This window comes from Amycolatopsis sp. NPDC004378, assembly GCF_053602455.1.
Map to the genome: position 1 here is coordinate 712,468 of NZ_JBSGDR010000002.1, position 25,632 is coordinate 738,099.

Below are 25,632 nucleotides of genomic sequence, written 5' to 3' on the forward strand. Positions count from 1 at the left end.
GGGGCTCCGCCCCGAGCCGGGGGCTCCGCCACCCGGAGCCCCCCAAAAAAGGTGTGCCGGACGCTTCCCGGGCTACAGCGATGCGGCGAGCCTCGTTCCCTGGTCGATTGCGCGTTTCGCGTCGAGTTCCGCGGCGACGTCGGCACCGCCGATGAGGTGCACCGGCGTCCCGGCAGCGCGCAGTTCGTCGGCGAGGTCCCGCACGGGCTCCTGACCGGCGCAGACGACGATCGTGTCGACTTCGAGCAGCCGCGGCGCGCCGTCCACGGTGAGGTGCAGGCCGGCGTCGTCGATCCGCTCGTACGTGACACCCGGGATCTGCTCGACGCGTTTCGCCTTGAGCGCGGCGCGGTGCACCCAGCCGGACGTCTTGCCGAGCCCGGAACCGATCCCGGTCTTCTTGCGCTGCAGCAGGTACACCTGCCGCGGCGACGGCTCGGGCTTCGGCGTCGCGAGCCCGCCCGCCGCCTGTTCCGGGTCGGTGACACCCCATTCCGCCATCCACGCGTCGAGGTCGAGCGCGGGCGAGCCGGTGTGCGTCAGGAACTCGGAGACGTCGACGCCGATGCCGCCGGCGCCGATCACCGCGACCCGCTCGCCGACCGGCTTCCCGTGCCGCACGACGTCGACGTAGGACAGCACCTTGGGGTGGTCGATCCCGGGCAGCGACGGCACGCGCGGCGCGACGCCGGTCGCCACGACGACCTCGTCGAAGCCGGTCAGGTCCGCGGCCTTCACGCGCTTGCCCAGGTGCAGCTTCACGCCGGTGACTTCGAGGCGACGCTGGTAGTAGCGGATCGTCTCGGCGAACTCCTCCTTGCCGGGGATCTTCCGCGCGATGCCGAACTGGCCGCCGATCTCGTCGTCGGCTTCGAACAGCTCGACGCTGTGCCCGCGTTCGGCCAGCGCGGTCGCGGCCGCCAGCCCGGCGGGCCCGGCGCCGACGACGGCGACGTGCTTCGACCGCCGCGTCGGCGCGAGCGTCAGCTTGGTTTCGTGGCCCGCGCGCGGATTCACCATGCAGGACACGAGCTTGCGCTTGAAGGCGTGGTCGAGGCAGGCCTGGTTGCAGGCAATGCAGGTGTTGATCTCGTCCTCGCGGCCGGTCTCGGCCTTGCGGATCCACTCGGGGTCGGCGAGGAACGGCCGCGCCATGGACACGAGGTCGGCGTCGCCGCTGCTCAAGGCTTCCTCGGCGACCTGCGGCATGTTGATCCGGTTCGAGGTGACGACCGGGATGCCCACGTGCGGCTTGAGCTTCCCGGTCACCCAGGTGAACGCCCCGCGCGGCACCGAGGTGACGATCGTCGGCACCCGGGCCTCGTGCCAGCCGATGCCGGTGTTGATGATCGTCGCCCCGGCGGCTTCGACCTCCTTCGCGAGCGCGACGACGTCCTCCCAGCGCTGCCCGCCCGGCACGAGGTCGAGCATGGAGAGCCGGTAGACGATGATGAAGTCGTCGCCGACCTTTTCCCTGGTGCGCTTGACGATCTCGAGGGCGAACCGGCGGCGCTTCTCCGGCGTGCCACCCCAGGCGTCGGTGCGCTTGTTGGTGCGCTCGGCCAGGAACTGGTTGATCAGGTAGCCCTCGGAGCCCATGATCTCGACGCCGTCGTAGCCCGCTTCGCGCGCGAGAGCGGCACAGCTCGCGAAGGCGTCGATCTGCTTGCGGACGCCGTGACCGGTCAGCGCGCGCGGCCGGAACGGGTTGATCGGCGCCTTGATGCTCGACGCGGACACGCTCAGCGGGTGGTAGGCGTACCGGCCCGCGTGCAGGACCTGCAGCGCGATCTTGCCGCCGGCCTCGTGCACCGGCGCGGTGAGCTGCCGGTGCTGCTTCGCTTCGGCCGACGTCGTCAGCTTGGACGCGAGCGGCAGCAGCCACCCGGTCTTGTTCGGCGCGAAGCCGCCGGTGACGATCAGGCCGACGCCGCCGCGAGCGCGTTCGGCGTAGTACTCGGCCAGCTCGGGGAAGTGCGCGGCCTTGTCCTCCAGGCCGGTGTGCATCGAGCCCATGAGCACGCGGTTGCGCAGCGTCGTGAAGCCGAGGTCGAGCGGCGACAGCAAGTTCGGGTACGGGGTCATCAGGCGTCCTTGGGGTGGTGGAGGGCGGCGAGGACTTCGTCGAACCACTCGACCTGGCCCTCTTCGACGCGGATGCCGCCGCGCAGGACCAGGTACTGGTGCAGGTGCTGGCCGTGGAGATGCGCGGGCGCGGGGAAGTCGCGCTTTTCGATCTGGCGGTAGACGTCGAGGCGTTCGGCGTGCGCGGCCCGGTGCCGGACGATCTCCGCGGCGACCGCGCCGGGGTCGCCGAAGGTGGCGCCGCGGATCTTCACGGCGAGTTCGACCGGCCCGGCCGACGGGTCCGGCTCGGCGAGCCAGCGGACCAGCTCGGCGCGTCCGGTGTCGCTGACCGTGTAGACCTTCTTGTCCGGCCGTCCCGACTGCGCGACGACGTCGACGGCCACCCAGCCGGCCTCTTCCATCCGCTTCAGCACGCGGTAGATCTGCTGGTGGGAGGCGCTCCAGAAGAGCCCGATCGACTTCTCGAACCGGCGCGTCAGCTCGTAGCCCGAGCCGGCGCGCTCGGACAGCGAGACGAGGATCGCGTGCTCCAGTGCCATGGTCCGAGGGTCCTATGCAACGAGTTGCAGTGCAACGAGGCGCGCATCACTTCACCCCCCTAGGGGGATAAATCGGGTCGACTGGACGCGCGAAACGACGAGGATGGAAAGGGTGCACCCGGTACTCGAACTGATCTCCGAACGGTTGGCGGCGGGCAGTGTCCCGGGAGAACGCACCGACGGCAGGCGCCTGGCGCTCGCCATCGAAGGCGGCAGCAGCCGCGGCACCTACTCGAGCGGCATGGTCCTGGCCCTGGACGAACTGGGCGTCACGCCCGCGTTCGACGCCGTCTACGGCTCGTCGGCCGGCGCGCTGAACGGCGCCTGGCTGCTCTGCGGCCGCTCGTCCACCGGCGTCCGCACCTGGTGGAACCCGGTCGTCATGCGCCGCATCATCAACCCGCTGCACACCCTGCGCGGCCGCGCCGTCATCGACCTCGAATACCTCGTCCACCAGGTGTATTCGGTGCTGGAGCCGATGGACTTCCCGGCGATCCTGGCCAACCCGGTCACGTTCCACCCGCTCGCCACCGACGCGGACACGGGGGAGTCAACCGACCTGCACCCCTTTCTCGACGACGTCGACGCGATCAAGGTCGCGCTCGCCGCGTCGTCGTGCATGCCGGTGCTGGCCGGGCCGCCGATCCCGATGGCCGGCCGCCGGTTCGTCGACGCGGGCGTCGCCGAACCGATCCCGTACCGCACGGCGCTGGCCCAAGGCGCGACCGACGTCCTCGTCCTGCGCACCCGCCGCGCCGACGAACTGCCCCTGCCGCCACCGCGGGCGTACGACGTCGTCGTCCCGCGCTTCCTGCGCCGCCAGGCACCCGGCGCGATCCCGGCCTGGCGCGACACCTACCGCCGCGACGTCGAGGACGAACGCACCCTGGCGTCCGACCCGCGCATCCTCAGCGTCCGCCCGCCCGTGGGCTCCCCGGACGTCCAGGTGCTCGAACGCGACCCGGACGTCCTGCGCAAGGCCGTCGACCTCGGCAAGAGCGCGGTCCTGGACGTCCTGGACGGGCTGCGCGAGGCTTCCTGACCGCAGCCAGGCCAGTCGACCCGGGGGTGATCAGGGCTTGCGCGCGACCCCGCCGATCACGCGGGACTCCGACGGCGCGGCGGCGAACACCGTCCGCTCGTCCGGGTGCCACGCGGGCGCGTACACGAGCCCGGGTTCGAGCATCGGCCAGCCGCCGAAGAACCGCTCGAACTCGGCCATCGGCCGCAGGAACCCGGGGTTCGTCGTGGTCTCGTAGTACTCGAGCAGGTCGATCAGGGCCTGCCGCTCGTCTTCGTTGACCGGGTTCTCGTTGGTCATCTGCGACAGCACCAGCAGCGAGCCGGACGGCAGCCGGTCGCGGTAGAACTCCAGCAGCTCGTCGGGGTTCTGCTCGTCCTTGATGAAGTGCATGACGGCGTTGATCACCAGGGCGATCGGCTCGCCCGCGTCGCTGATCCCGGACGCGGTCACCCGGTCCCACAGCTCTTCCGGCTCGAAGAAGTCCCCGGCGATCGCGTGGTGGCGCTCGGGATCGGCGGTGTCGGCGAGCAGCAGCGTCGAATGCGCGAGCGCGATCGGTTCGTTGTCGATGTAGAGCACGCGCGTGTCGAGTTCTTCGCGCTCTTCGTCGGCGACCTCGTGCACGTTGCCCGCGGTCGGCAGCCCCGACCCGATGTCCACGAACTGCCGGATGCCTTCGCGCACGCACTGGCGGATCGCGCGGCCGAGGAACTGCCGGCTCGTCAGGCAGTAGTCGCCCATCAGCGGCAGCCGGGCGCGGACCTTTTCGGCGAAGTCGCGGTCGATCGCGTAGTGCGTGTTGCCGCCGATGAAGTAGTCGTAGATCCGCGCGGCGGACGGCCGGTCGAGACTGCTCTCGACGGCCTTGAGCGCGTCGTCGTGGTTGATCATGCCGGTGCCAGTGCCTCCCGGTAGGCGTTCACCGACTCTGTCAGGCGATCCAGCTCGGCGCGCAGCCGGGCCACCCCCGCGTCGTCGAGGCTCATCGCCGTCCCGATCACGTCCGGGATGCCCTCCGCCTTCTCGCGCAGGGCCTTCCCGGCGTCGCTCAGGCTGACGCGGACCGAGCGCTCGTCGTCGGCCTGCCGGTTCCGGACCACCAGTCCCGCGGTCTGCAGCCGCTTGAGCAGCGGCGAAAGCGTGCCCGAGTCGAGGTTCAGCTCGGCACCGAGTTCCTTCACCAGGCGGTGGTCCCGCTCCCAGAGAGCCAGCATGACCAGGTACTGCGGGTAGGTCAGGTCGAGGTCGTCGAGGACGACCCGGTACAGCGACGTCACGGCGCGCGACGCCGAGTACAGCCCGAAGCAGAGCTGGTCGTCCAGCCGCAGCGATGCCATGGCGCCCTCCTCTCTCGTAACTCTCCATGATCCCCGAGATGACGGGGCGCGGCAACTTAAGTGCCCTGCATCTCATTGGGCGTCATTCAGTTGTGCGCAACTCAGTTGAGAGCTACGTTGTTGGCATCAGCTCGAACCGAGGAGGACGACATGACCGCCAACCCGCACAACCTCGCCCTGGAGCCGGCCGCGCAGGCGTTCGCCGAGGCCACGGACCAGCCGCCGTACCTGTTCCAGCTGCCGCCCGAGGAAGGCCGCAAGGCCGTCGACGGCGTGCAGGACGGCGAAGTCGCCATGGCCGCCGCCGACATCGAGGTGCTGACGGTCCCCGGCGGCCCGACCGGCGAGGTCGAGACCCGCATCGTCCGCCCGGCCGGCGTCGAAGGCCCCCTCCCGGTGATCCTCTACATCCACGGCGCCGGCTGGGTGTTCGGCGACTTCCACACCCACGAGCGGCTGGTGCGCGAACTGGCGGCCGGCGTCGGCGCGGCCGTCGTCTTCCCCGAGTACGACCGCTCGCCCGAGGCGCGCTACCCGGTCGCGATCGAGCAGAGCTACGCCGTCGCGAAGTGGGTTGCTTCGGAAGGAGCCTCGCACGGCCTGGACACCTCGCGCATCGCGATCGCGGGCGACTCCGTCGGCGGGAACATGACCGCGGCGCTGACCATCCTGGCCAAGCAGCGCGGCGACGTCACCTTCAAGCAGCAGGTGCTCTTCTACCCGGTGACCGACGCGAACTTCGACACCGAGTCGTACCTGAAGTTCGCCGAGGGCTACTTCCTCGGCCGCGAAGGCATGAAGTGGTTCTGGGACCAGTACACGACGGACGAGGCCCAGCGCGCCGAGATCACGGCGTCGCCGCTGCGCGCGTCGCTCGACGAGCTCGCGGGGCTCCCGCCGGCCCTCGTGATCACCGGCGAGGCGGACGTGCTTCGCGACGAAGGCGAGGCGTACGCGGCGAAGCTGCGTCAGGCCGGCGTGCCCGTCACGGCCGTCCGGTACCAGGGGATCATCCACGACTTCGTGATGGTGAACGCGCTCCGCGAGACCCACGCCGCTGAGGCGGCGATCACCCAGGCCATCACCGTGCTGACCCGCGCTTTGGGGAAATAACTGAGAAAACGCTGAGCCGGTGACCCGTTGCGGCCCTATGACGCAACTCACAGGGCCGCAACGTGGCCACCTGCTCAAACGTGATATATACGCGACTCCCGATCGATCCGGGCGCGCATTTCCCGCCGCCCGGAAGGACCGAACCCATGCACCTGAGCAGCATCAGGCTGGACTCGCCGGTCAACATGATCATCGTGATCGTGCTGACGCTGCTCGCGATCATCGCGGTGCCGTTCTTCTGGGACCGCTGGAAGCGCAAGCGGTTGTGGCGCAGCGCCACGATCCTGCTCGCGGTCGTCCTCCTGGTCGTGACCACCGGCATGGCGGGCAACATGATCGGCGGTTTCTTCCCGACGCTCGGCTCGCTGCTCGGCACCGGCGTCTACTCCGGCCAGGGCACCGACGCGGAGGCGGCGCAGAACGGCGAAGACCTCGAGAAGCTGCGCGACACGGGCATCGCGCACGCCCGCGAAGGCAAGGGCACGGTCGTCCACATGAAGGTGACGGGCCGGCGCACCAAGATGACCCGCGACCTCGCGGTCTACCTGCCCCCGCAGTACTTCGACGCGGCGTACAAGGAACTCCGGTTCCCGGCGATCGAGTGGATCCCGAACTACCCGTCCGGCCCTGAGGTCTTCACCAGCGGCTACGGCATGCCGCAACAGCTCGACGCGGCGATCGCGAAGAAGGTCCTGCCCCCGACGGTGGTGATCGTCCCGGACCCGACGGGCGTCCCGAAGGTCGGCCACGACACGGAATGCGTCGACGAGGTCAACGGAACGGCCAACGACACGTACCTGACCGCGGACCTGCGCGATTGGGCGCTGCAGAAGCTGGGCGTCTCCTCGAGCCGCCGCGCGTGGACGGTCGCGGGCTGGTCCTCGGGCGGCTACTGCGCGATGAACCTGGTGACCCGCCACCCCCAGTGGTACGGCCAGGCGGTCAGCGTCAGCGGCTACGACAAGGCCCAGGTGGACGGCGAGACGGAGGACCTGTTCCACGGCCGCCAGGACATCAACGACGCCAACAACGTCCGGCTGAACGTCCGCCTCCACCCCGCCCCGCTGGACATCCTGGCCGTCTCGGGCGACAAGGAGAACTACGAAAGCTTCGCCATCGACCAGATCCGCCTGGCCGCCCGCCCGCCGGTGCAGTTTTCGTCGTGGCGCATCCCGGACGCCGGGCACAACATGAATACGTTCAAGTCCCAGATCCCGGACGTCCTGACCTGGATAGGCGCCCACACCTCGGCCCCGGTCGCGGCGGGTCGCCAGATCGAGACCACCGGCGGGGTGCTGCCGTGGCCGTTGCCGAAGTCCGGCGCCCACGGAGCCTTGGCCGACACAGACCAGTAGCGAAGCGGTCACCTCGCCGCGCTGACGTCGCCCTGGGCACGCGGAGAATCCGACATCGTTGTCACCAGCGGGTCACGCCGTGACCGATCGTGACGGCCACGCGCACCCAGTGAGACGCGCCTCAGCTTGCGCATGACCCGGATTGCCTCCGTACCCCGGAACGGGCGAATTTGTGAACGGCTCTCGAACCGGCCCCCGACCACGCAATGCCGCGGGGCCCGGCGGGCAAGCGCCGTCGTTTCGCGGACTGTGTCCGCGGGGTACCTGTGTGCGGTGACGATCGTCACCACCCGCTGGGAAGGACTGGAGTCATGACTCACGCGAATGGCGCACGCATCCGGGTTCGCGGCCTGCAGCCGGCGCAGGTGCTGGCCGGGTTGGCCGGGATCGCGTTCCTCGTCGTCGGCATCATCGGGTTCACCAGGACCGGCATCGGGAACTTCGCCGGCCACCACGACGCCGGGTTCTGGCGGTTCTCCGGGAACCCGCTCATGAGCCTGGTCCGCGTCGTGACCGGCGTCGTCGGCCTGCTGCTGGCGTTCGGCTCGGGCCGCGCCCGGGCGTTCGGCTGGCTGCTGTTCATCTTCTACGGCGCGCTGTTCGTGTGGGGCCTGATGATCGACGGCCTCATCTCGAGCAACCCGTTCGCCAACTACGGCAACCCGATGGACCTCGGCCGCGCCGACACCTGGCTGCACCTCGGCGTCGCCGCCCTCGGCCTGCTGATCGCCGTGCTGCCGGCCCGCCGCACCATCCTCGTCCCCGAGGACGAGGTCGTCGACGAGCCGACGGTCGCCGAGGAGCGCACGGACCGCGTCGCGGACGCCGAGCGCACCGACGTCATCCCGGCCGACGAGCCGCGTCGCCGTCGCCCGTTCCTGCGTCGTGACGCGGAACGAGGCCCGGAGGTCGCTCGCGAAGAGCGTCCGCCGGGCCTCGCCCACTAGGAAGTTCGTGGTGGCTCAGTAGGTGGTGCCACCGGCGCCGGAGTTGCTGCTCCCAGCGCCACTGCTGGCCGGAGCCTGGTTGGCGGTGGAGCTGGGAGTGGTGCCGACCTTGCAGCCGTTGGGCTCGATGACGAACCAGGTGCCGTTGACGCCCATGCCGTTCGCGTCGCCCGGCTTCAGGTCCTTCGAGAAGGTGTAGACCGGCCAGCCGCCGATGGTGACCTGCTCGGTGCCGTCCGTGCGCTTGATGCTGCCGAGCAGCTTCGAGTCGATGCCCTGCAGCTCGACCTTGCCGTTGGAGAGCACCGGCGGCCAGGTCTTGGCGCAGTCGCCGTTGCAGGAGGACGTCTTGGCCTTCTTGGTGTCCTTCGTGAAGAGGTAGAGCGTCATGCCGTTCTGGTCGACGATCGCCTCGCCGAGGCCGTCGATGTTGCTGGCGCTCAGCTTGACGACACCCGCTTCGGCGCCGGCCTGCCCGGCCTTGCCGCCCTTGGCGTTGGCGGCGTACCAGGCACCGCCGACACCTTGGCCGGTCGCCTCGCCGGGCTTGGTGTCCTTGGCGTAGCGGTAGAGCGCCCACCCGCCGACGGTGATCTGTTCGGTCCCGTCGGAGCGTGTCACCTTCCCGACGATGTTCTTGTCGACCCCCTGCACCTGGACGTCGCCGGTGGCGAGCACCGGTGGCCAGGCCTTGGCGCAGTCACCGTCGCAATTGGACTTCGGCGGCTTGGCTGTGTCCTTGTCGAACCGGTAGAGGGTCATGCCGTTCTGGTCGGTGATCACCTGCCCGACGTTCGCCACGTCCGCGACGACGAGTTTCGACTCGTTCGACGCGGGGGCGGCGTTGCCGACCTGCCCGTTGGCGATCTGGCCACCACCGGTGCCACCGGCAGCCGCGGGGGCGATGACCGGCTGAGCAGTTTCGGCACCCGAGCAAGCGGTGAGCACTGCCAGCCCGGCTGCCGCAGCGGCGACGGAGACGGCGATGCGCGTGCGAAGCATGGAAGTTCTCCTTGTGTCCGTTGGGGTTTCCCGCCGCTCGGTGCGGCTGCTGATACCCACTACACGGACCCCCGCGGGAGGCGGTTCAAAGTTTTTTCCGCCGCGGATCACCCCAGGTCGAGCCCGGTGCGCCGGCTCAGTCCCCGGCGTCGCCGCGCGTCGGCTCGCCGAGCGCGCGGTCGACCAGCGTGCCCGCCGCGCCGGTGTAGGCGGCCGGGTCGAGGAGGCCGTCCAGCGCCGCCGGGGTGAGGACCTCGGTGATCGCGGGCAGCTCGTCGAGCACCTCCCGCAACGGCCGGTCCTCGGCCACGGCCCGCCGCGACGCCTCGCCCAGCAGTTCCTTGGCCTTCGCCTTGCCGAGCAGCGGAGCGAGCACGGCGGACAGCCGTTCGGACACGATCAGCCCGTGCGTCGACGCCACGTTCGCCCGCATCCGCGCCGGCTGCACGGTGAGCCCCCGCGCCAGCTCGACGGCGGTGTGCGCGGCACCGCCCGTCAGCCGGAGGCACTCGCGGACGAGCTGCCACTCGGCGTGCCAGACACCGGCCGAGCGTTCGTCCTCGGTCAGCATCGACTGCGTGACGCCCGCGGCCAGCACCGGCACCTGCAGCGCCGCCGAGCGGATCAGCGTCGCGAGCACCGGGTTCCGCTTGTGCGGCATCGCCGACGAGCCGCCCCGCCCGCCGGCGGTGGGTTCGGAGACCTCGCCGAGCTCGGTCCGCGTGAGAGTCTCGACGTCGACGGCCAGCTTCCCCAGCGCACCCGCGGTGAAGGCAAGCGCCCCCGCGAGGTCGACGACCGGCGTCCGCACCGAATGCCACGGCAGCACCGGCGCAGCCAGCCCGGTCTCCTCGGCGAACGCGGCGACGAGCCGTTCGGCATAGGTGTCGTCGACGCCCGCCAAGCCAGCCGGCGCCGGGTCGGCCTGGCCCGCCCGTGAGCTGCCCGGCGACGTCTCCGGGCCGGGGCCGCCTTCCGGGCCCCCGCCCCCGCCCCCGCCCCCCTCCCCACCCCGTCCCGCTTGCCCCTCTGCCATGCCCTCCGCCGTGCCCTCGGCCAGGCGGGCGTACTCCAGGTACGCCGCCAGCGTCCCCGCCGCGCCGCCCAGTGAGACCGGCAGGCCGCCGTCGAGCACGCGCCGGACCCGGACGGCCGCGTCCAGCACCAGCTGCCGCCAGCCCGCGGCCTTCAGCCCGAACGTCGTCGGCACCGCGTGCGCCGTCAGCGTCCGGCCGGCCATCGTCGTGTCCCGGTGCTCGCGCGCCAGCCCGGCGAGCGCCTCGGCCGTCGCGTCGAGGTCGGCCACGAGCAGCCGGAGCGTCCGGTCGGCGACCAGCATCATCGCCGTGTCGAAGATGTCCTGGCTCGTCGAGCCGCGGTGCACGTACTCGGCAGCTTCGGGCGCGTCCGCGCCGACGGCCGACGTCAGCGCCTTGACCAGTCCGACGACCGGGTTCGCGGTCGCCCGCGACCCGCGCGCCAGCTCGACGACGTCGATCCGAGCACTGCCCGCGGCCCGCGTGATCGCCTCCGCGGCCTCGGACGGCACCGTCCCGAGCCGCGCCTGCGCTCGGGCGAGCGCGGCCTCGGCGTCCAGCATGGCGCGCAGCCAGGCCTCGTCGCCGGTCGACGCTTCGGCCGGCGTACCGGCCCGGACCGGGGACAGAAGTCCGGAATCGGGGTCGACGGTCATGGCGCCAGCATCGCACGCGCCCGGGCTCGGCAGCCGTCACACAGCCGGGTCTGGCACGCTCATCCGCCATGAGCAGCGTCACGTCCGACGAAGACACCGTCGACTCCGAGGTCCGGGGGATGGCCGCCGAGCGGCTCACCTTCTTCTCGGACGCCGTCGTCGCCATCGCGATCACCCTGCTCGCGCTCGAGCTGCCGCTGCCGGAGGGCGCGACCAGCGCCGAACTGCTGCGCTCACTCGGCACCCATCAGTCCGAATACATCTCCTTCCTGATCAGCTTCGTCGTCATCGGCGGGCACTGGCGCGCCCACCACCGCCTGTTCCACCACGTCACCACGGTCGGCGGCGGGCTCCTGCACCTCACCTTCGGCTGGCTGCTGATGATGGTGCTGATGCCCTTCGCCACGAAGGTGATCGCGGAGGACGGCGGGTTCGAGTTCCGCTTCGTCCTGTACGCGCTCGTGCAGGTCGTCGCGCTCGTCCTGTTCCTCGTGATGGTCCGGCAGATCCAGCGCCACCGCCTCTACCGCGCGGACACCCCGCCGGAGCTCTTCGGCGAGTTCTACCGCGGGGTCGGCACGATGGTCGTCGCCTTCGCCGCCTCGATCCCGGTCGCGTTCGTGACGCAGTGGGCCTACGCGTGCTGGATCGTCATCCCGGTCGTGGGCAACCTCCTCTTCCGGCTGCGCCGCCGGGCGGCGCGAGCCTGAGCCGTCATTCGCCGGTGGCGCCGTCGATCCGTTCGCGGATCAGGTCGGCCTGGCCGATGTGGCGCGCGTACTCGCCGATCATGCGCAGCATCAGCCAGCGCAACGTGAACGGCGTTCCGGTGCTGATGCGCGTTCCCGTCTGCTCCAGCGAACTCGCCGCGACGATCTCCCGGGACCGCGCACATTCGGCGTGCCACAGGGAAAACGCCTCGCCGACGTCGTCGTCCAGGGCCGTGAAGTCCTGGTTCGGATCGTCGTCGGAGTAGTAGAGGTGAGGCACGTCCTCGCCCGCGAACTGGATCCGGAACCACCAGCGCTCGACGCCCGTGAGGTGCCGCAGGAGGCCGTGCAGGGTCAGTGTCGAAGGTGGTACCGAGCGCTCGGACAGGCGCGCCGGGTCCAGACCTTCGCATTTCAGCTCGAAGGTGCGTCGGTAGTAGTCGAGGCTCTCGGTGAGCGCTTGGCGCTCGTCGGCCACTTGCGTCGGGTCAGTCCGGTCGCCGGTGAGGCGGGCCGGGACGGCCACCGGGGTGCTGTGTTCGGTCATGTGCGGAGCGTGCCACGAGGGTACGACAGTTTTGGGTCCGTGCAGTTCCGGCGCCAGCCGGCCTCCACAGAGGAGCGTCAGAGAGCGAAGGCCTCGGTGCGACCTCGATCCCTTACGGCACAAGCGGTTTCCTCGATACTCTGCTCAGTGGTGTCGAGGACGTTCCGCTCGAGCTCACCCAATCCGGTGAACGCGCCGTGCATCCCGGTGAGCGGCTCGACGTCGGTGAGTTCGGGGGCTTCGCCAGCGGTCCCACGGGCGAGCGTGACCTCAAGACTGGGGCGCAGGACGACGTAGAAGAGGTCCAGGCCATCGCGCTTCGCGGCGTGACGGAACGGCGGCAGCGCCCACGGCCCGACAACACCGTCGATGACGACGTCGTAGCCACCGCGGGCATAGCCGCACGCGGCCTCGGCGATCACCCCGAGCACGACGTCGTTCTGCCGCGCGGCCTCGGGCAGGTAAGGCGCCACGAACCCGGTCCGGATCGAGACGTAGAAGCTGTCGGTGTGCAGGTGCACGGCCGGCCGCGGCGCACCCTCGGCGACCAGCCGCGCGACGGTGGACTTCCCGGCACCGGGCGGCCCGGTGAGGATCAGCAGTGAGCCGGCCATGCACGCATCATGGGCGGCACCGGCCCCGAGAACCAGTCTTGACCTTGCCCCCGACCTCACCCGGACCCCCGGTGTGCAGGCGGGCGACGCCCCCCTGGCTAAACTTGGGGCGCGGGCCGTTAGCTCAATTGGTAGAGCTGCGGACTTTTAATCCGTAGGTTCTGGGTTCGAGCCCCAGGCGGCCCACCATTCCTCGGCTTGCTGCAGCGAGGCGACAGGCGGTGTACATGGACGCGACCCGGCGGCTCGTCATCCTCCGGCACGCGAAATCGGCCTGGCCGGACGGGGTTCCCGATCACCAACGGCCGCTTGGGCCGCGGGGGTTGCGGGACGCGCCCAAGCTTGGACGTTGGCTCGGCGACAACGGTTACGTCCCCGAGCGCGTCCTCTGCTCCACCGCCCGTCGCACCAAGGACACCTGGGCGCTCGTTGCCGCGGAACTGCCGGGGCAGCCGGTCGTCGAGTACGCAGATGATCTCTATGGTGCCGGTCCTGAAGAGTTCCTCGACGCCGTCAGGCGGATTCCGGACGCCGTCACCACGCTTGCCCTCGTCGGGCACGAGCCCGGGGTCGGTGAGCTGACCCTGCAGCTCGCCGGCTACGGGGACGACACGCGGCTGGTCCAGGCCAAGTTCCCGACCGGCGCGGCGGCCGTGCTGGCCACCGACGACACCTGCGCCGACCTCGTCACGGCGCGGCTCGTCGGGTTCTTCCGGCCTCGCGACTGAACCGAACGGGCATTGCCCAAGGCGTGTTCACATGCGTACGCTCCATTCACTCACAGGTCTGACGTTCATATTTGTGAATGGAGCCGACATGGTTCTCCGCCACACCGTCGTGGCCGTGCTTGCCCTCGTGGCCACCTCCTTCGCCGCACCGGCGGAGGCCGCACCCGCGGAAGCCGCGCCGGCGGCGCACGGCTGCAGCGTCCCGGTCATCGGGGCCATCTGCGCGCCGCAGACCGCCGTTCTCGACGGCGGCCGGTTGTTGCGCACGAAGTTCGCCGCGCTCGTCGGGGAACGCACCGCCAAGACCGCCCTCGGCAACCTGTTGACGCAAGCCAGGACCGACCTCACGGCCGGGCCGTGGAGCGTCACCGCCAAGAAGCAGGTCCCGCCGAGCGGTGACAAGCACGACTACCTCAGCCTCGCGCCCTACTGGTGGCCGACCACCGCGCCGACCGCCGAGAACCCCTGGGGCTGTCCGTTCGTGCAGAAGGACGGCCAGCGCAACCCGATCGTCGACGAGATCACCGACCACGCCTACCGCGGCGAGGCCTTCACCGCGATCTACCGGCTCGCGCTCGCCTGGTACTACACGGGTGACGCGCGGTACGCCCAGCGCGCGGCCCTCGACCTGCGGACGTGGTTCCTCGACGCCGCCACGAAGATGAACCCGAACCTGAACTACGCCCAGGGCATCCCCTGCAAGGTGGACGGCCGCGGCATCGGCATCATCGAGTTCTCCTACACCCTCACCGAAGTCGTCGACGCCACCGCGATCCTCGCCACCGGCGCCCCGGGCTGGACCGAGACCGACCAGGCCGGCATGACCGGCTGGTACACGCAGTTCCTGGATTGGCTGCGCACCAGCAAGAACGGCACCGACGAGGCCAAGGCCCAGAACAACCACGGCAGCTTCTACGACATGCTGGCCGCCGGGCTGGCGCTCGGCACCGGGCAGCGTGACCTGGCCAGGACGATCGTCCAGGACGCCGGCCCGAAGCGGATCGCGCCACAGATCGACGCCACCGGCTACCAGCCGCAGGAAGCGAGCCGGACCCGCAGCTGGCACTACTCCAACTTCAACCTCGTCGCGCTGACGCGGCTCGCGCAGATCGGCAAGCACGTCGGCGTCGACCTGTGGCACTACACCGCACCCAGCGGCGCGACGCTCTTCACGGCCGTCGACTTCCTGATCCCGGGCGCGACGCAGGGGCAGTGGTCCTACCCGGAGCTGGACTTCCGGCCGTACGCCGCACTGGACGTGCTGCACGCGGCCGCCGACGCGGGTGACAAAGCCGCGCGGACGGCGTTGCCGCTGGTGCCCGTCCAGCCGGGCGGCGACCTCTACCCGGTCCGGCCCGCCGCGGAACAGCTCGACGACATTTCGACGTCCTGACGCGGAATGGGCCCGGCCGGGAACGGCCGGGCCCATTCCGGGAATCAGACGCCGGCCACCTGGGAAATCCAGCTGCGATAACGCGTGATGTTCGTGTACGCCGTGTTGTTCGACCGGTCGCTCGTCGACGCGACGCCGACCTGGCGGCCGGAAGCGAACATCGGGCCGCCCGAGTCGCCGCCCGCGGTGATGCCGTCGACGCGGTTCGCGCACACCGCGACGCCGCCGGTGTAGTCGCTGCAACCGATCGAGTTCACCCGCACCGTCGCGACCTTCAGGTACCGCGACTGGCAGTTGATCTCGGAGCCGCACTGGCTGGTCGCGCCCCAGCCGTAGACCGAGACGTTCTGGCCGACCGAGACGTCACCGACGTTGCCGAGCGGCGAATACGTCGCGTTCACCGAGGTCGTGAGCCGGACGATCGCCAGGTCGGCGCTGCCGGGGTAGCGCGTGATGGTCGAGCCGGTGGCCATCGTCCCGCCGCTGGACTGGTCGAGGCTGCCGATCCGGAACGTGTACGTCCCGGAGCTGCTGACGCAGTGCTTCGCGGTGAGGATGTACTGCGGCGCGATGATCGTCGCGGTGCAGTTCTGCTGGCCGTTCACGAACAGCCGGGCCGCCCAGGGACCGCTCGAGGCGGTGCTGCCGCCGATGATCGACGGCTGGGCCTGCGGGGTGCCGGCCGCCGAAGCGGGACCGCCGAGACCGACGACGGCCAGCGCGGTGGACGCGGCCAGCAGGACGAACTTGCCGAATTTCACGCTCACTCCTTTGCGTGCGGAGAACCGCACGGGAAAGCCGGTGGGGACCGAACGAGAAGAGTGTCCGAGTTGCCGGGGAATGTCCGAAACCGACGAAAGTCCGGTCGGTTCCGTATTTATTTCCGCGATCGGGCTACGTGCAGTTCCCGTACAGTTCCGCGCTCCACCCACGGGTGGAGGGAGGTTCAAACCGCGGCTTGAGGACTCCGGCGTCGCGCCGCCCTAGCGTTCCCGACGGGACCGGAGGGGGAGACATGGCGGCGACGAACGAAGTGCGGACCGAGCGGATCGCGGTGGGGGTGATCCTGGCTGTCGCGGCGGTCCTGTGGGGGTGGGCGCTCGGGAGCCGTCCGCTGCAGCCGTACTACGCGGCCGCGGTGCACTCGATGTCCCACGACGTCTCGGCGTTCTTCTTCGCGGGCTTCGACCCGGCGGGCGTCGTCACGGTCGACAAGCCGCCGCTCGCGTTCTGGACGCAGGCGCTCGGCGTCGCGGTGTTCGGCTTCCACCCGTGGGCGATCGCGTTGGTGCAGGTCATCGAGGGTGTGGCGGCCGTGTTCGTGCTGCACCGGGTGGTGCGCCGATGGGCCGGCCCGGCGACCGCGCTGCTCGCCGCGGCCCTGTTCGCGCTGACGCCGATCACCGCGGCGATCAACCGCGACAACGTGCCGGACACGCTCCTGGTGCTTCTGCTGCTCCTCGCCGCCTACTGCGTGACCCGCGCGATCGAGAACGCGCGATGGCTGCTGTGGGCGGGGGTCTTCGTCGGTCTGGGCTTCCTCACCAAGATGCTCGCCGCGTGGATCGTGCTGCCCGGCTTGGCGCTGGCCTACTTCGCCGGGGCGCCCGGCTCACGCGGCCGGCGGCTCGGGTGGATCGGCCTGGCCGGAGTCGTGACGCTCGTCGTGTCGCTGGCCTGGCCGGTCGTCGTCACGGTGTGGCCGGGGACCAAGCCGTTCGTCGGCAGCACCACGGACGCTTCGGTGTGGCAGCTGGCCTTCGGCTACAACGGCCTGACGCGGTTGGTCGGCGGGACGACCGGGATCGGCGGCGGCTACGGCGCCACGGTCGGCGCGGCGCTCGGCGGCGGAGCGGGTCCGTTGCGGTTGTTCGACGCCGAGGTCGGCGGGCAGATCGCGTGGCTGGTGCCGCTCGCTTTGACGTCCTTGGTCGTCGCCGTGTGCCGCGCTCGGGGTGCCGAGCCGCGCGTGAAGGCGGGATGGGCGTTGTGGGGTGGCTGGCTGGTCGTGGGGGCCGTGGTCTTCTCGTTCACCGGCGGCATCTTCCACGCGTACTACACCGCCGAACTCGCTCCGGCGATCGCCGCGCTCTCGGCGGCCGGCCTCGTCACGGCTTGGCGGTGGCACCGGGCCGGGGGAGCGGCGCGGTTCGTGTTGCCGGTCGCGGTGGCGGGAACCGCGGTGCTCGCGTACGTCCTGCTCGACCGGACGCCGGAATGGGCGCCTTGGCTGCGGTACTCCGTGCTCGCGTTGGCGCTGCTCGCTGTCGTCGCGGCGCTTCTGCGGGCTTCGCGGGTGGCTGCGTTGGTCGGCTTGGCGGCCGTCGTGGCCGGTCCCGCGGCCTTCGTCGTCGAGACGGCGGTCCGGCCGGTCAGCGTGCTCGAGTCCGCCGATCCCGCCGCCGGCCCGCCGTCGACGACGGCGTTGCACACCGTGGTCGGTATCAACACCGGGCAGGGCGCCGAGGCGGGGTACGTCCGGTTCATCGACGACGCGTACCGGCTCAGCACCGGCCAGCGGGAGGTGCTCGCGTACGCCGAGGCGCAGGCCCCGTCCGCTTCGGTCGTCCTGGCGGTCGAGGGGGGCACGTACGGCGCGGACCCGTTCCTGCTGAACACCGACGCGCGCGTCGCGCCGCTCGGTGGTTACCTCGGCTTCGACCCGGCGCCGTCCGCCGGGGAGCTGCCGCAGTGGGTGGCAGCCGGGAAACTCCGGTTCGTGCTGCTGCCGCAGGTGTTCCTCGACATCGGCCGCGCCGGGGCGAACCGGACCACAGCGGCGGTCGCGGGGGACGCCGGTGAGCTCACGCGGCGGATCGGCTGGGAGGCGAAGCACTGCCGTCCGGTGCCGCCGGCGCGGATCGGCGCGGACGCGGCCACGGCCGGGGTGTTGTTCGATTGCGGCGTCAGGCGGTGACTTCGGTGGGGGCGGTCCTGCGCAGCCAGTACAGGCCGATCACCGGCAGGACCAGCGGGATGAACAGGTAGCCCTCGCCGTAGACCGACCAGACGGTCGGGTGCCGGAACGCCGCCGCGTCCACGAGGCTGAGCGTGCCGATCGTCAGGACGCCCAGGAGCTCGATCGAGCAGGCCGTGAGAGCGACGCGCCACCAGCCGTCGCCGCGCTTGGCCAGGGCGATCGTCGCGACGATGTAGACGACCGCGGCGAACGCCGACAGCAGGTAGGCCAGCGGTGCCTCGTGGAACTTCGTGCCGATCTGGACGCCGGCCCGCGACGTCGCGGCCAGCGCGAAGATCGCGTACACGGCCACGAGCACCCGTCCGGGGCCGGAAGCCGTCTTACGCTGTTGCTCCACTCCACACCTCGTTCAGTCGCAGCACCATCACCGGGATGGCCAGGCAGGCGATGCCGAGCACCACCGTGCTCGACCGGCTCCGCTCGGCCAGCGCCCAGACCGCGCCGGCGGGCAGCACGAGCAGGCAGCCGATCAGGTAGGCCAGGTACGTCGCCAGGCTGCCGGGCCGTTCGCCGCCGGCGAGCAGCACGATGCCGATCACCAGCTGGACGACCAGCAGGGCCTCGACGACCGCGAGCCCGATCAGGAGCGGGTTGTCCGGCAGCCGGTTGCGGGCCGACTGGACGAAGCTCCAGAGCGCGACGAGCGTGGCCGCCACGGCGACCGCCACGGCGAATCCGAAGATCACCCATTCCTCCTTCCGGTCCGCCGGCCGCCAACTTACTCCGTAGTACCGGCGGGTCCGTTCGCCGAGGTGCCGCGGGCGTGGCGTGGGCCACCGGATCGCTCCACAGTGGACAGGATCGGGCAACGAGGTGTGCGGGCACCGGGAAAATTGATCACCAGATGGTGTTGATGGCATTGTGCCAATTCGGTGGTTTATTCTGGGCTACCCTTGTGTGGACCTGCGGGAATGTCGTAAAAAGCTTCGTGTTACACCCCGACAGAGTGGTTGGCCGTTGGCCAAGAATCACGCTGGGTTCGTGTACCGACTGGTAAGTGACCTTTTTGCCTACCTCGGATAGCCCAGTTGAACCCCCGGGTTGGCGGATAGGCGCGAGGCCGCCCGGCATGGGGGAATATTCCTCGTCCCGGAGCCGCGACGCCCGGGGGATCGCACGGAGGAGTATCTTCGATGGACCTGCGCTACGAAGCATTTTGCTTCGCCGACCCGTTGTTCTTCGACGAACAACAGGAAATCGGCGCGCCGTCCGACGATTTCGCCCAGGTGCTGCCGGCGCCGTCCGCCGGCTGGGTCGCGACCGACCGCGGCGTGTGGCGGGCCCTGCGCCCCGAGGGGCGCGAACTTCCCGGCCAGGGTTGGAAAATCCACGTTTCCGCTGGTCTGGACAACGCACGGCGCGTGCTCGTGCAGGTGCACGAGTACTGTATCGAGCACCGGATCGCCTACAAGCACCTCCGCTCGCTGATGATCCTGCTCGCCCGGAATTCGAAATACGCTCCCCGTGACGGCAGCGCCAAGCTCATCACCATTTACCCGGCTGACGACGACGAGCTGGAGCGTGTTCTCGAAGATCTGGCGGCCCGGCTCGAAGGCGAGCACGGCGCTTATATCCTGAGCGACCTGCGATACGGAAGCGGGCCATTGTATGTCCGTTACGGCGGCTTCGCAGAGCGATGGGTGGAGCACGGCGGCTCACGCGTCCTGGCGATCAGCAAACCGGACGGAACGCTCGTACCCGATAATCGGGAGCCCCGGTTCTCGGTGCCCGACTGGGTGCGGGTCCCGGCGTGCCTGACCGCCAGCATCGCCGCGCGAAAGGCCGGGGACCCGGCGCAGTTCCCCTACCGGGTGACGAGTTCCCTGCACTTCTCCAACGGCGGCGGCGTCTACCTGGCGACCCGCAAGAGCGACGGCGAGGAGGTCGTCCTCAAGGAGGCCCGGCCGCACGCCGGTCTCGACCGGACGCGCACCGACGCCGTCGAGCGCCTGCGCCGCGAACACGAGGTCCTGGAGCGCCTGGACGGCATCCCCGGCGTGCCGCGGACGTTCGAGCGGTTCACCGTCTGGGAGCACCACTACCTGGCCATGGAGCACATGCCGGGCACCCCGCTGGGCGGCTGGCTCGCGCTGAACTACCCGCTGACCCGGCGCAACCGCACCGACGGCGACCTGACCGCCTACACCGAGCGCGCTCTCGGCCTGCTCGGCAAGCTCGAGCGGATCCTCGCCGCGGTGCACGAGCGCGGGCTCGTCTTCGGTGACCTGCACCCGCAGAACGTCCTGATCGACCCGGAGACCGACGAGCTCTCGCTGATCGACTTCGAGCTGGCGGCGGACGCCGACGGCGGCGACCGGCCCGCGCTCGGCGCGCCGGGCTTCCGGGCGCCGCCCGACCGGTCGGGCACCGAGGTCGACGACTACGCGCTCGCCGCGTTCCGGCTGTGGTTCTTCCTGCCGCTCACGACGCTGCTCGAGCTGTCGCCGGCGAAGCTGCGCGGCTACGCGGACTTCGTGCAGCGCACGTTCGACGTCCCCGAGGGGTACGCCGACGCGATCGTCGCCGGACTCGCTCCGCGCTCGGAGCCGGCGAGTCCGGCGATCACCACCACCGAGCTGGACACCCCGCGGCCGGACTGGGCCCTCGTCCGCAAGCAGGTCGCCGCCGCGATCCTGGCGTCGGCGACCCCGCACCGGACCGACCGGCTGTTCCCCGGCGACATCGAGCAGTTCCGGCTGGGCGGCGCGTGCTTCGGCAACGGCGCGGCGGGCGTCCTGCACGCACTGGACGTGGCCGGCGCGGGGCGGTTCCCCGAGTACGAGCGGTGGCTGCTCGACTCGGTCCGCCGCGAGCCGCCGCCGCGGCCCGGCTTCTTCGACGGCACGCACGGCATCGCCTACGTGCTGGAGAACTTCGGCCACCACGACGCCGCGACCCGGCTGCTGGCCTCGTCGGCGCAGCTGGTCACGCAGACCACCGACCACGCGCTCGAAGGCGGCCTCTCGGGCATTGCGCTGACCCAGCTGCACTTCGCGGCGCGGCGGCACGACAACGAGTACGGCCGCCAGGCGCTCGCCACGGCGGTCCGCCTGGCGGAAGCGCTGGACACCGCCACACCGCCCGGGAAGGCCGGCCGCGCCGGGCTGCTCAACGGCTGGTCCGGGCCCGCGCTGCTGTTCGTCCGCCTGTACGAGCAGACCCACGAGCAGCTGTGGCTCTCCCTGGCCGACCAGGCGCTGCAGCGCGATCTCGAAGAGTGCGTCACCACCGACGACGGATCACTGCAGGTCCGCGACGGCGAAAGCCGGACGTTGCCCTACGCGGGCGTCGGCAGCGCCGGGATCCTGATGGTCGCCGAGCAGCTCGCCCGGCACCGTCCGGAGGCCGAGTCGCTGAAGAGCCGTCCGGGCCTGCGCGAAGCCTGCCGTGGCGAGTTCGTCGTCTTCCCGGGCCTGCTCTTCGGCCGGACCGGCCTGCTGGCGGCGCTGGCCATGGACCCGGACCCGGACGAGGCCGTCCGCGCGGCGGTCGACATGCACCTGGCCCGGCTGGCCTGGCACGCCGTGCCGTACAAGGACGGTCTCGCGTTCCCCGGCAACCTGCTCCTGCGGTTGTCGATGGACGTCACCACCGGCGGCGCGGGCATCCTGCTCGGCCTCGCTGCGGTACTGGACGGCAGGGCGTTGCTGCCCTTCCTCGACGGAACGCCGTCCCCCCAGATCTCCGGTCGCTGACCGGGGCGTAAGAGAAACAGAGAAGGGAAGATCATGGAACTCGTTCTGGAGTTGCAGTCGCTCGAGGCCCTCGACGGTCACGAGGGTGGCGGCGGCGGTGGCCAGTCGAACCTGAGCCTGCTGGCCAACTGCCACAACAGCACCCTCAGCGTGGTCGCCTGCCCGTGATCGGGTGAGGAAGGTGCGGGAGCGGCACAGGCCAAGTGCGCCGCTCCCGCACCTTCATTCTGCGCTCCCGCACCTCGTGCGGGAACTCGTTCGAAGGAGTGAGATGACGGCGTCCGCGGACCGGCTGCTCGTCGCGACGCTCCGGCTGGACCGAGGCCGTCTCTGTGCGCTGGGCGTGACCGCGCTCGTCGCCACCGGGGCGGCCCTGCTGCTGCCCGGCGCGCTCGCCGCCGCCGTCGACGCGGCTGTCTCCGGCCGCCCGGCCCTGCCCGCCGTCCTCTGGCTCCTCGCCGTCGGCGCGGCCGAGATCGCGGCCGACATCGCGGGCAGCCTGCTCACCGTCCGGTTGATCAGCTCCGCCACGGCCTGGCTGCGGCGTGAGCTCGCCGGCCGGCTCTTCGCGCTGGGCGCGCGGTCGCCCCTCGCCGAAGGAGACGCGATCAGCCGCCTCAGCGGCGACTGCACCGGCGCCGGCGCCATCGGCACGCTCGTGGTCCAGCTCGTCGCGATCGCCCTGATCTCCACCGGCGCGATCGCCCTGCTCGCGCGCCTCGACTGGCGGCTCGCGGTCGTCTTCCTCGTCAGCGTCCCGTTCGCGCTGCTCATCGCCCGGGCTCACCTGCGCCGCACCGCCGACGACGTCCTCACCTACCAGCGGGTCTCGGGCGAGCTGGCGGCACGCATGGTCGACGCGGTCGCCGGCCTCCGCACGATCGCGGCGTCGGGCATCGCGGACCGCGAAGCCACCCGGGTGCTGCGGCCGCTGCCCCGGCTCAACCGGGCCGGCCGCGGCATGTGGCGCACCCAGGCCCGGATGGTCTGGCGCGCCGCGCTGCTGTTCCCGGCCGTCGAGCTCGCTGTGCTGGTGGCCGCCGGGTTCGGCGTGCAGGCGGGCCGGCTCAGCATCGGCGACGTCCTCGCCGCGCTCGGCTACGTCGCCCTCGGCATGCGGCTCGTCTCCCAGATCCCGCTGCTCACCGCGGTTTCGAAGGCGCGGTCGTGTGCCGAGCGGCTGACCGAGGTCCTCGACCTGCAGGTGCCCGAGCCGGGCAAACTCGGGCTCCTGCCGGGCGACGGCACCCTCGTCGTCCGGCACGCCCGCGTGGCCGGCGCGCTGGACAACATCGACCTGACGGTGGCGGGCGGCACGTTCGCCGCCGTCGTCGGCCGGTCCGGGGCGGGGAAGTCCGCGCTGGCCGGTGTCCTCGGCGGGCTGACGACGCCGGACGAGGGCAGCGTCCTGCTCGACGGCCGCCCGCTCGACCGGCTGCGCCCGGAGGAGCTGCGCGCCGTGGTCGGGTACGCGTTCGAACGCCCGGCGCTGCTGGGCGCGACGGTCGCGGACGCCGTCGGCTACGGCTCGTGGGCGGGCGATTCCGCCGTGCGCGCCGCCTGCCGGACCGCGCAGGTCGACGACGTCGTCGTCCGCCTGCCCCACGGCTACCACACGCCGCTGGCCGAAACCCCGCTGTCCGGCGGCGAAGCGCAACGCCTCGGGCTCGCCCGCGCGATCGTGCACAACCCGCGCGTGCTCATCTTCGACGACGCGACAGCCAGCCTCGACACGATCACCGAGGCGGCGGTCGAGCAGGCCATGGCGACCGCGCTGCCCGGCCGCACCAGGATCGTGGTCACCCACCGCGCGAGCACGGCCGCCCGCGCCGACCTCGTCGTCTGGCTCGAGGACGGCCGGATCCGCGCGACGGCTCCCCACGAGGCCCTGTGGCGCGAGCCGGCCTACCGCGCCGTCTTCACCGAGGACAGCGTCACGGCAGGCGGCCCGTGACCCTGCGACGGCTGTACTGGGCGACGCTCGCCGGCCAGTGGCGCGGCGGCCTCGTCCTGCTGTTGTGCTCGGCGCTCGAAGGCGTGCCCGCGTTCTTCTCGGGACGCCTGGTCGAGCTGGCCGTCGACCGCGGGTTCGCGGCCGGGAGCCCCGCGGCCGGGCTGGTCTGGCTCGGCCTGTTCGGCCTCGCCGCGCTGCTCGGCGCGCTGGGCTCGCGCCTGGTGTGGCACCAGCTCGGCCAGGTCGTCGAGCCGCTGCGCGACGAGCTGGTGACCGCCGTGGTCCGCGGTGTGCTCCACGACGAGTCGCCACCCCGCAACCAGCCGGACGCCAGCGGCGTCGCCCGCATCACCCAGCACGTCGAGGTCGTCCGCGACGCCACCGGCGGCCTGCTCGTCCAGGCCCGCGGCATGCTCGTGACGACGATCGGCGCGCTCGCCGGCCTGGTGACCGTGGCCGGCGGGCTGGTCGTGCCGGTCGCCATCCCGGTCGTCGTCGCGGTGACCGCGTTCGCGTGCCTGCTGCCGTCACTGGCTCGCCGCCAGCGCGCGGCGGCCATCGCCGAAGAGCACATGGCGGCGACCGCGGGCGCGTCGCTGTCCGGCCTGCGCGACGTCGTCGCGTGCGGTGGCGAGCCGATCGCGACGCTGGCTGTGTACGAGGCCGTCGACGCCCAGGCCCGCGCTGCCGTCCGGGTGGCGCGTTCGGGCGCGCTCCGGTCGCTGGTGATCTCGATCGGCGCGTTCGTGCCGCTGCTGCTGGCCCTGGTGCTGGCCCCCGGCCTGGTCGCGCGCGGCGAGCTCACCGCCGGCGCGGCGCTGGGCGCGCTGGTCTACCTCGCCACCACGATGCAGCCCGCACTGCGCGGCCTGGCCGCCACCGCCAGCACGGTCGTCCTCCGCCTCCTCGTGGCGCTGCGCCGCCTGTCCGAGACCGCCCGGGTCCCGGCGGCCCAGGACGGTGCCGCCCGGCCACGCGGTGCGGACGTCCGGCTCCGCGGCCTGACCTTCGGCTGGGGCGCCGCGGCCGAGCCCGTCCTGCGCGACCTGGACCTCGACCTCCGGCCGGGTGACCACCTGGCCGTGGTCGGCCCGAGCGGGATCGGCAAGTCGACATTGGCCGGGCTGGTGACCGGCATGCTGACCCCCCAGGAAGGCCGCGTGCTGCTCGGCGGGGTGCCGGTGCGGGACGTGCCCCCGGCGCTCCGGCACGAGCTGGTGGCACTGATCCCCCAGGAGGCCTACGTCTTCGCCGGCACCGTGCGGGACAACCTCGCCCTGTTCGCTCCCGGCGCGTCCGACGCCGTGCTGCTGGCCGCGGTGACGGCCATCGGCGCCGACGACCTCCTCCGCCGGCTCGGCGGGCTGGACGGCACGATCGGCCACGGTGGCGAAGGCGTTTCCGCGGGTGAAGCGCAGCAGCTGGCCCTCGCGCGGGTGTACGCGACTTCAGCGCGTGTGGTGATCCTCGATGAAGCCACCTCCCATCTGGACCCGCCGTCGGAAGCCCGTGCAGAGCGGGCCTTCGCCGCACGGGACGGTGTTCTCGTGGTGATCGCGCACCGGTTGTCCTCCGCCCTGCGCGCACACCGGGTGCTGGTCATGGACGGCCGCGAGACCGTGCTCGGCAGCCACGCCGAGCTGCTCGCCCGGTCCGCCCGGTACGCCGAGCTGATGCAGGCCTGGGCGCCGGTGACTGGGGAAGCAGCCACCGAAGTTCCGTCGCCCGCGGGCGCGGCGGTGGCGGTCGGCGCCGAAGTGGTGCGCCGGCACCGGATTTCCCGGACCACGCGGGCGAGCTGACTGCGTGTCCACTGTGGACCGAGCTCGACCGCTGTTCCAGATTATCGCCGCCGACGGCGCGCGGAAGCCCCGTCCGCGAATCTGTGGACAACTCGCCGATCCGCGCGGCCC

General features: G+C 71.4%; 23 protein-coding genes and 1 tRNA gene. 13 read left to right on the forward strand and 11 right to left on the reverse strand.

Annotation, left to right across the window (positions count from 1 at the left end):
- Positions 1–72: 72 nt before the first annotated feature.
- Both ACWEN0_RS11175 and ACWEN0_RS11180 read right to left on the reverse strand, forming a co-directional pair.
- Positions 73–2,085: an FAD-dependent oxidoreductase gene (locus ACWEN0_RS11175; protein WP_451971707.1), complete on the reverse strand. Its 2,013-nt coding sequence runs from the start codon at positions 2,083–2,085 to the stop codon at positions 73–75.
- Positions 2,085–2,627, reverse strand: a complete 543-nt coding sequence (locus ACWEN0_RS11180; RefSeq protein ID WP_451971709.1) for a PadR family transcriptional regulator — start codon at positions 2,625–2,627, stop codon at positions 2,085–2,087. Before ACWEN0_RS11180 ends, ACWEN0_RS11175 begins: the two co-directional genes overlap by 1 nt.
- 103 nt (positions 2,628–2,730) lie before the next feature.
- Between ACWEN0_RS11180 and ACWEN0_RS11185 the strand changes: the two genes are divergently transcribed.
- Positions 2,731–3,669 carry a patatin-like phospholipase family protein gene (locus ACWEN0_RS11185; RefSeq protein WP_451971712.1) on the forward strand — a complete coding sequence of 313 codons (939 nt, stop codon included), beginning with the start codon at positions 2,731–2,733 and terminating at the stop codon, positions 3,667–3,669.
- A gap of 30 nt (positions 3,670–3,699) precedes the next feature.
- On the opposite strand, the gene ACWEN0_RS11190 is transcribed toward ACWEN0_RS11185, so the two are convergent.
- Positions 3,700–4,542, reverse strand: a complete 843-nt coding sequence (locus tag ACWEN0_RS11190; RefSeq protein WP_451971714.1) for an SAM-dependent methyltransferase — start codon at positions 4,540–4,542, stop codon at positions 3,700–3,702.
- Positions 4,539–4,988, reverse strand: coding sequence for a MarR family winged helix-turn-helix transcriptional regulator (locus ACWEN0_RS11195; RefSeq protein WP_451971717.1), 450 nt, complete (start codon positions 4,986–4,988; stop codon positions 4,539–4,541). Before ACWEN0_RS11195 ends, ACWEN0_RS11190 begins: the two co-directional genes overlap by 4 nt.
- A gap of 150 nt (positions 4,989–5,138) precedes the next feature.
- On the opposite strand from ACWEN0_RS11195, the gene ACWEN0_RS11200 reads away from it, so the two are divergent.
- The 3 genes from ACWEN0_RS11200 (at position 5,139) to ACWEN0_RS11210 (ending at position 8,403) form a co-directional block, all read left to right on the forward strand.
- Complete coding sequence (locus ACWEN0_RS11200) at positions 5,139–6,101, forward strand: alpha/beta hydrolase (RefSeq protein ID WP_451971720.1); 963 nt, start codon at positions 5,139–5,141, stop codon at positions 6,099–6,101.
- A gap of 146 nt (positions 6,102–6,247) precedes the next feature.
- Positions 6,248–7,456 carry an alpha/beta hydrolase gene (locus ACWEN0_RS11205; RefSeq protein WP_451971723.1) on the forward strand — a complete coding sequence of 403 codons (1,209 nt, stop codon included), beginning with the start codon at positions 6,248–6,250 and terminating at the stop codon, positions 7,454–7,456.
- A 311-nt stretch (positions 7,457–7,767) separates the two neighbouring features.
- Positions 7,768–8,403 (forward strand): DUF4383 domain-containing protein, encoded by a 636-nt coding sequence (locus ACWEN0_RS11210; RefSeq protein WP_451971726.1) that lies wholly within the window; start codon positions 7,768–7,770, stop codon positions 8,401–8,403.
- Between the two features lie 15 nt (positions 8,404–8,418).
- Here ACWEN0_RS11210 and ACWEN0_RS11215 read toward each other — a convergent pair whose 3' ends face one another.
- Together ACWEN0_RS11215 and ACWEN0_RS11220 are read right to left on the reverse strand one after the other, a co-directional pair.
- The gene (locus ACWEN0_RS11215) at positions 8,419–9,405 is read right to left on the reverse strand and encodes an SCO0930 family lipoprotein (RefSeq protein WP_451971729.1); all 987 of its coding nucleotides are present in this window, start codon (positions 9,403–9,405) and stop codon (positions 8,419–8,421) included.
- A gap of 136 nt (positions 9,406–9,541) precedes the next feature.
- Positions 9,542–11,098, reverse strand: a complete 1,557-nt coding sequence (locus tag ACWEN0_RS11220; RefSeq protein WP_451971732.1) for a class-II fumarase/aspartase family protein — start codon at positions 11,096–11,098, stop codon at positions 9,542–9,544.
- A 68-nt stretch (positions 11,099–11,166) separates the two neighbouring features.
- Here ACWEN0_RS11220 and ACWEN0_RS11225 point away from each other — a divergent pair, with 68 nt between their 5' ends.
- Positions 11,167–11,808, forward strand: coding sequence for a TMEM175 family protein (locus ACWEN0_RS11225; protein WP_451971735.1), 642 nt, complete (start codon positions 11,167–11,169; stop codon positions 11,806–11,808).
- A 4-nt stretch (positions 11,809–11,812) separates the two neighbouring features.
- Here the strand turns inward: ACWEN0_RS11225 and ACWEN0_RS11230 are convergent, their stop codons facing one another.
- Positions 11,813–12,355, reverse strand: coding sequence for a DinB family protein (locus ACWEN0_RS11230; RefSeq protein ID WP_451971738.1), 543 nt, complete (start codon positions 12,353–12,355; stop codon positions 11,813–11,815).
- 77 nt (positions 12,356–12,432) lie between these two features.
- A complete protein-coding gene (locus ACWEN0_RS11235) occupies positions 12,433–12,969 on the reverse strand; it encodes an AAA family ATPase (RefSeq protein WP_451971741.1) in 537 nt (178 codons plus the stop codon).
- A gap of 113 nt (positions 12,970–13,082) precedes the next feature.
- Between ACWEN0_RS11235 and ACWEN0_RS11240 the strand changes: the two genes are divergently transcribed.
- From ACWEN0_RS11240 to ACWEN0_RS11250, 3 genes are all read left to right on the forward strand, one after another.
- A tRNA-Lys gene (locus ACWEN0_RS11240) sits at positions 13,083–13,158 on the forward strand.
- 38 nt (positions 13,159–13,196) lie between these two features.
- Positions 13,197–13,697 (forward strand): SixA phosphatase family protein, encoded by a 501-nt coding sequence (locus tag ACWEN0_RS11245; protein WP_451971744.1) that lies wholly within the window; start codon positions 13,197–13,199, stop codon positions 13,695–13,697.
- Between the two features lie 88 nt (positions 13,698–13,785).
- A complete protein-coding gene (locus ACWEN0_RS11250; RefSeq protein ID WP_451971747.1) occupies positions 13,786–15,090 on the forward strand; it encodes an alginate lyase family protein in 1,305 nt (434 codons plus the stop codon).
- Positions 15,091–15,134: 44 nt separating this feature from the next.
- On the opposite strand, the gene ACWEN0_RS11255 is transcribed toward ACWEN0_RS11250, so the two are convergent.
- Positions 15,135–15,851: a S1 family peptidase gene (locus tag ACWEN0_RS11255; RefSeq protein ID WP_451971750.1), complete on the reverse strand. Its 717-nt coding sequence runs from the start codon at positions 15,849–15,851 to the stop codon at positions 15,135–15,137.
- A 254-nt stretch (positions 15,852–16,105) separates the two neighbouring features.
- Here ACWEN0_RS11255 and ACWEN0_RS11260 point away from each other — a divergent pair, with 254 nt between their 5' ends.
- Positions 16,106–18,007 carry an ArnT family glycosyltransferase gene (locus ACWEN0_RS11260; protein ID WP_451971753.1) on the forward strand — a complete coding sequence of 634 codons (1,902 nt, stop codon included), beginning with the start codon at positions 16,106–16,108 and terminating at the stop codon, positions 18,005–18,007.
- Here ACWEN0_RS11260 and ACWEN0_RS11265 read toward each other — a convergent pair.
- Complete coding sequence (locus tag ACWEN0_RS11265) at positions 17,997–18,368, reverse strand: hypothetical protein (protein WP_451972022.1); 372 nt, start codon at positions 18,366–18,368, stop codon at positions 17,997–17,999. The two genes, ACWEN0_RS11260 and ACWEN0_RS11265, sit on opposite strands and share 11 nt — an antisense overlap.
- Positions 18,369–18,390: 22 nt before the next feature.
- On the reverse strand, positions 18,391–18,756 hold the full coding sequence (locus ACWEN0_RS11270; protein ID WP_451971756.1) for a hypothetical protein: 366 nt from the start codon (positions 18,754–18,756) through the stop codon (positions 18,391–18,393).
- A 447-nt stretch (positions 18,757–19,203) separates the two neighbouring features.
- Here ACWEN0_RS11270 and lanKC point away from each other — a divergent pair, with 447 nt between their 5' ends.
- From lanKC to ACWEN0_RS11290, 4 genes are all read left to right on the forward strand, one after another.
- Positions 19,204–21,765 (forward strand): class III lanthionine synthetase LanKC, encoded by a 2,562-nt coding sequence (gene lanKC / locus ACWEN0_RS11275; RefSeq protein ID WP_451971759.1) that lies wholly within the window; start codon positions 19,204–19,206, stop codon positions 21,763–21,765.
- Positions 21,766–21,798: 33 nt separating this feature from the next.
- On the forward strand, positions 21,799–21,933 hold the full coding sequence (locus tag ACWEN0_RS11280; RefSeq protein ID WP_451971761.1) for a SapB/AmfS family lanthipeptide: 135 nt from the start codon (positions 21,799–21,801) through the stop codon (positions 21,931–21,933).
- Between the two features lie 103 nt (positions 21,934–22,036).
- Entirely contained in the window at positions 22,037–23,719 is a 1,683-nt protein-coding gene (locus tag ACWEN0_RS11285; RefSeq protein WP_451971764.1) for an ABC transporter ATP-binding protein, read from the forward strand.
- Positions 23,716–25,521, forward strand: a complete 1,806-nt coding sequence (locus tag ACWEN0_RS11290; RefSeq protein WP_451971767.1) for an ATP-binding cassette domain-containing protein — start codon at positions 23,716–23,718, stop codon at positions 25,519–25,521. Before ACWEN0_RS11285 ends, ACWEN0_RS11290 begins: the two co-directional genes overlap by 4 nt.
- Positions 25,522–25,632: the final 111 nt, after the last annotated feature.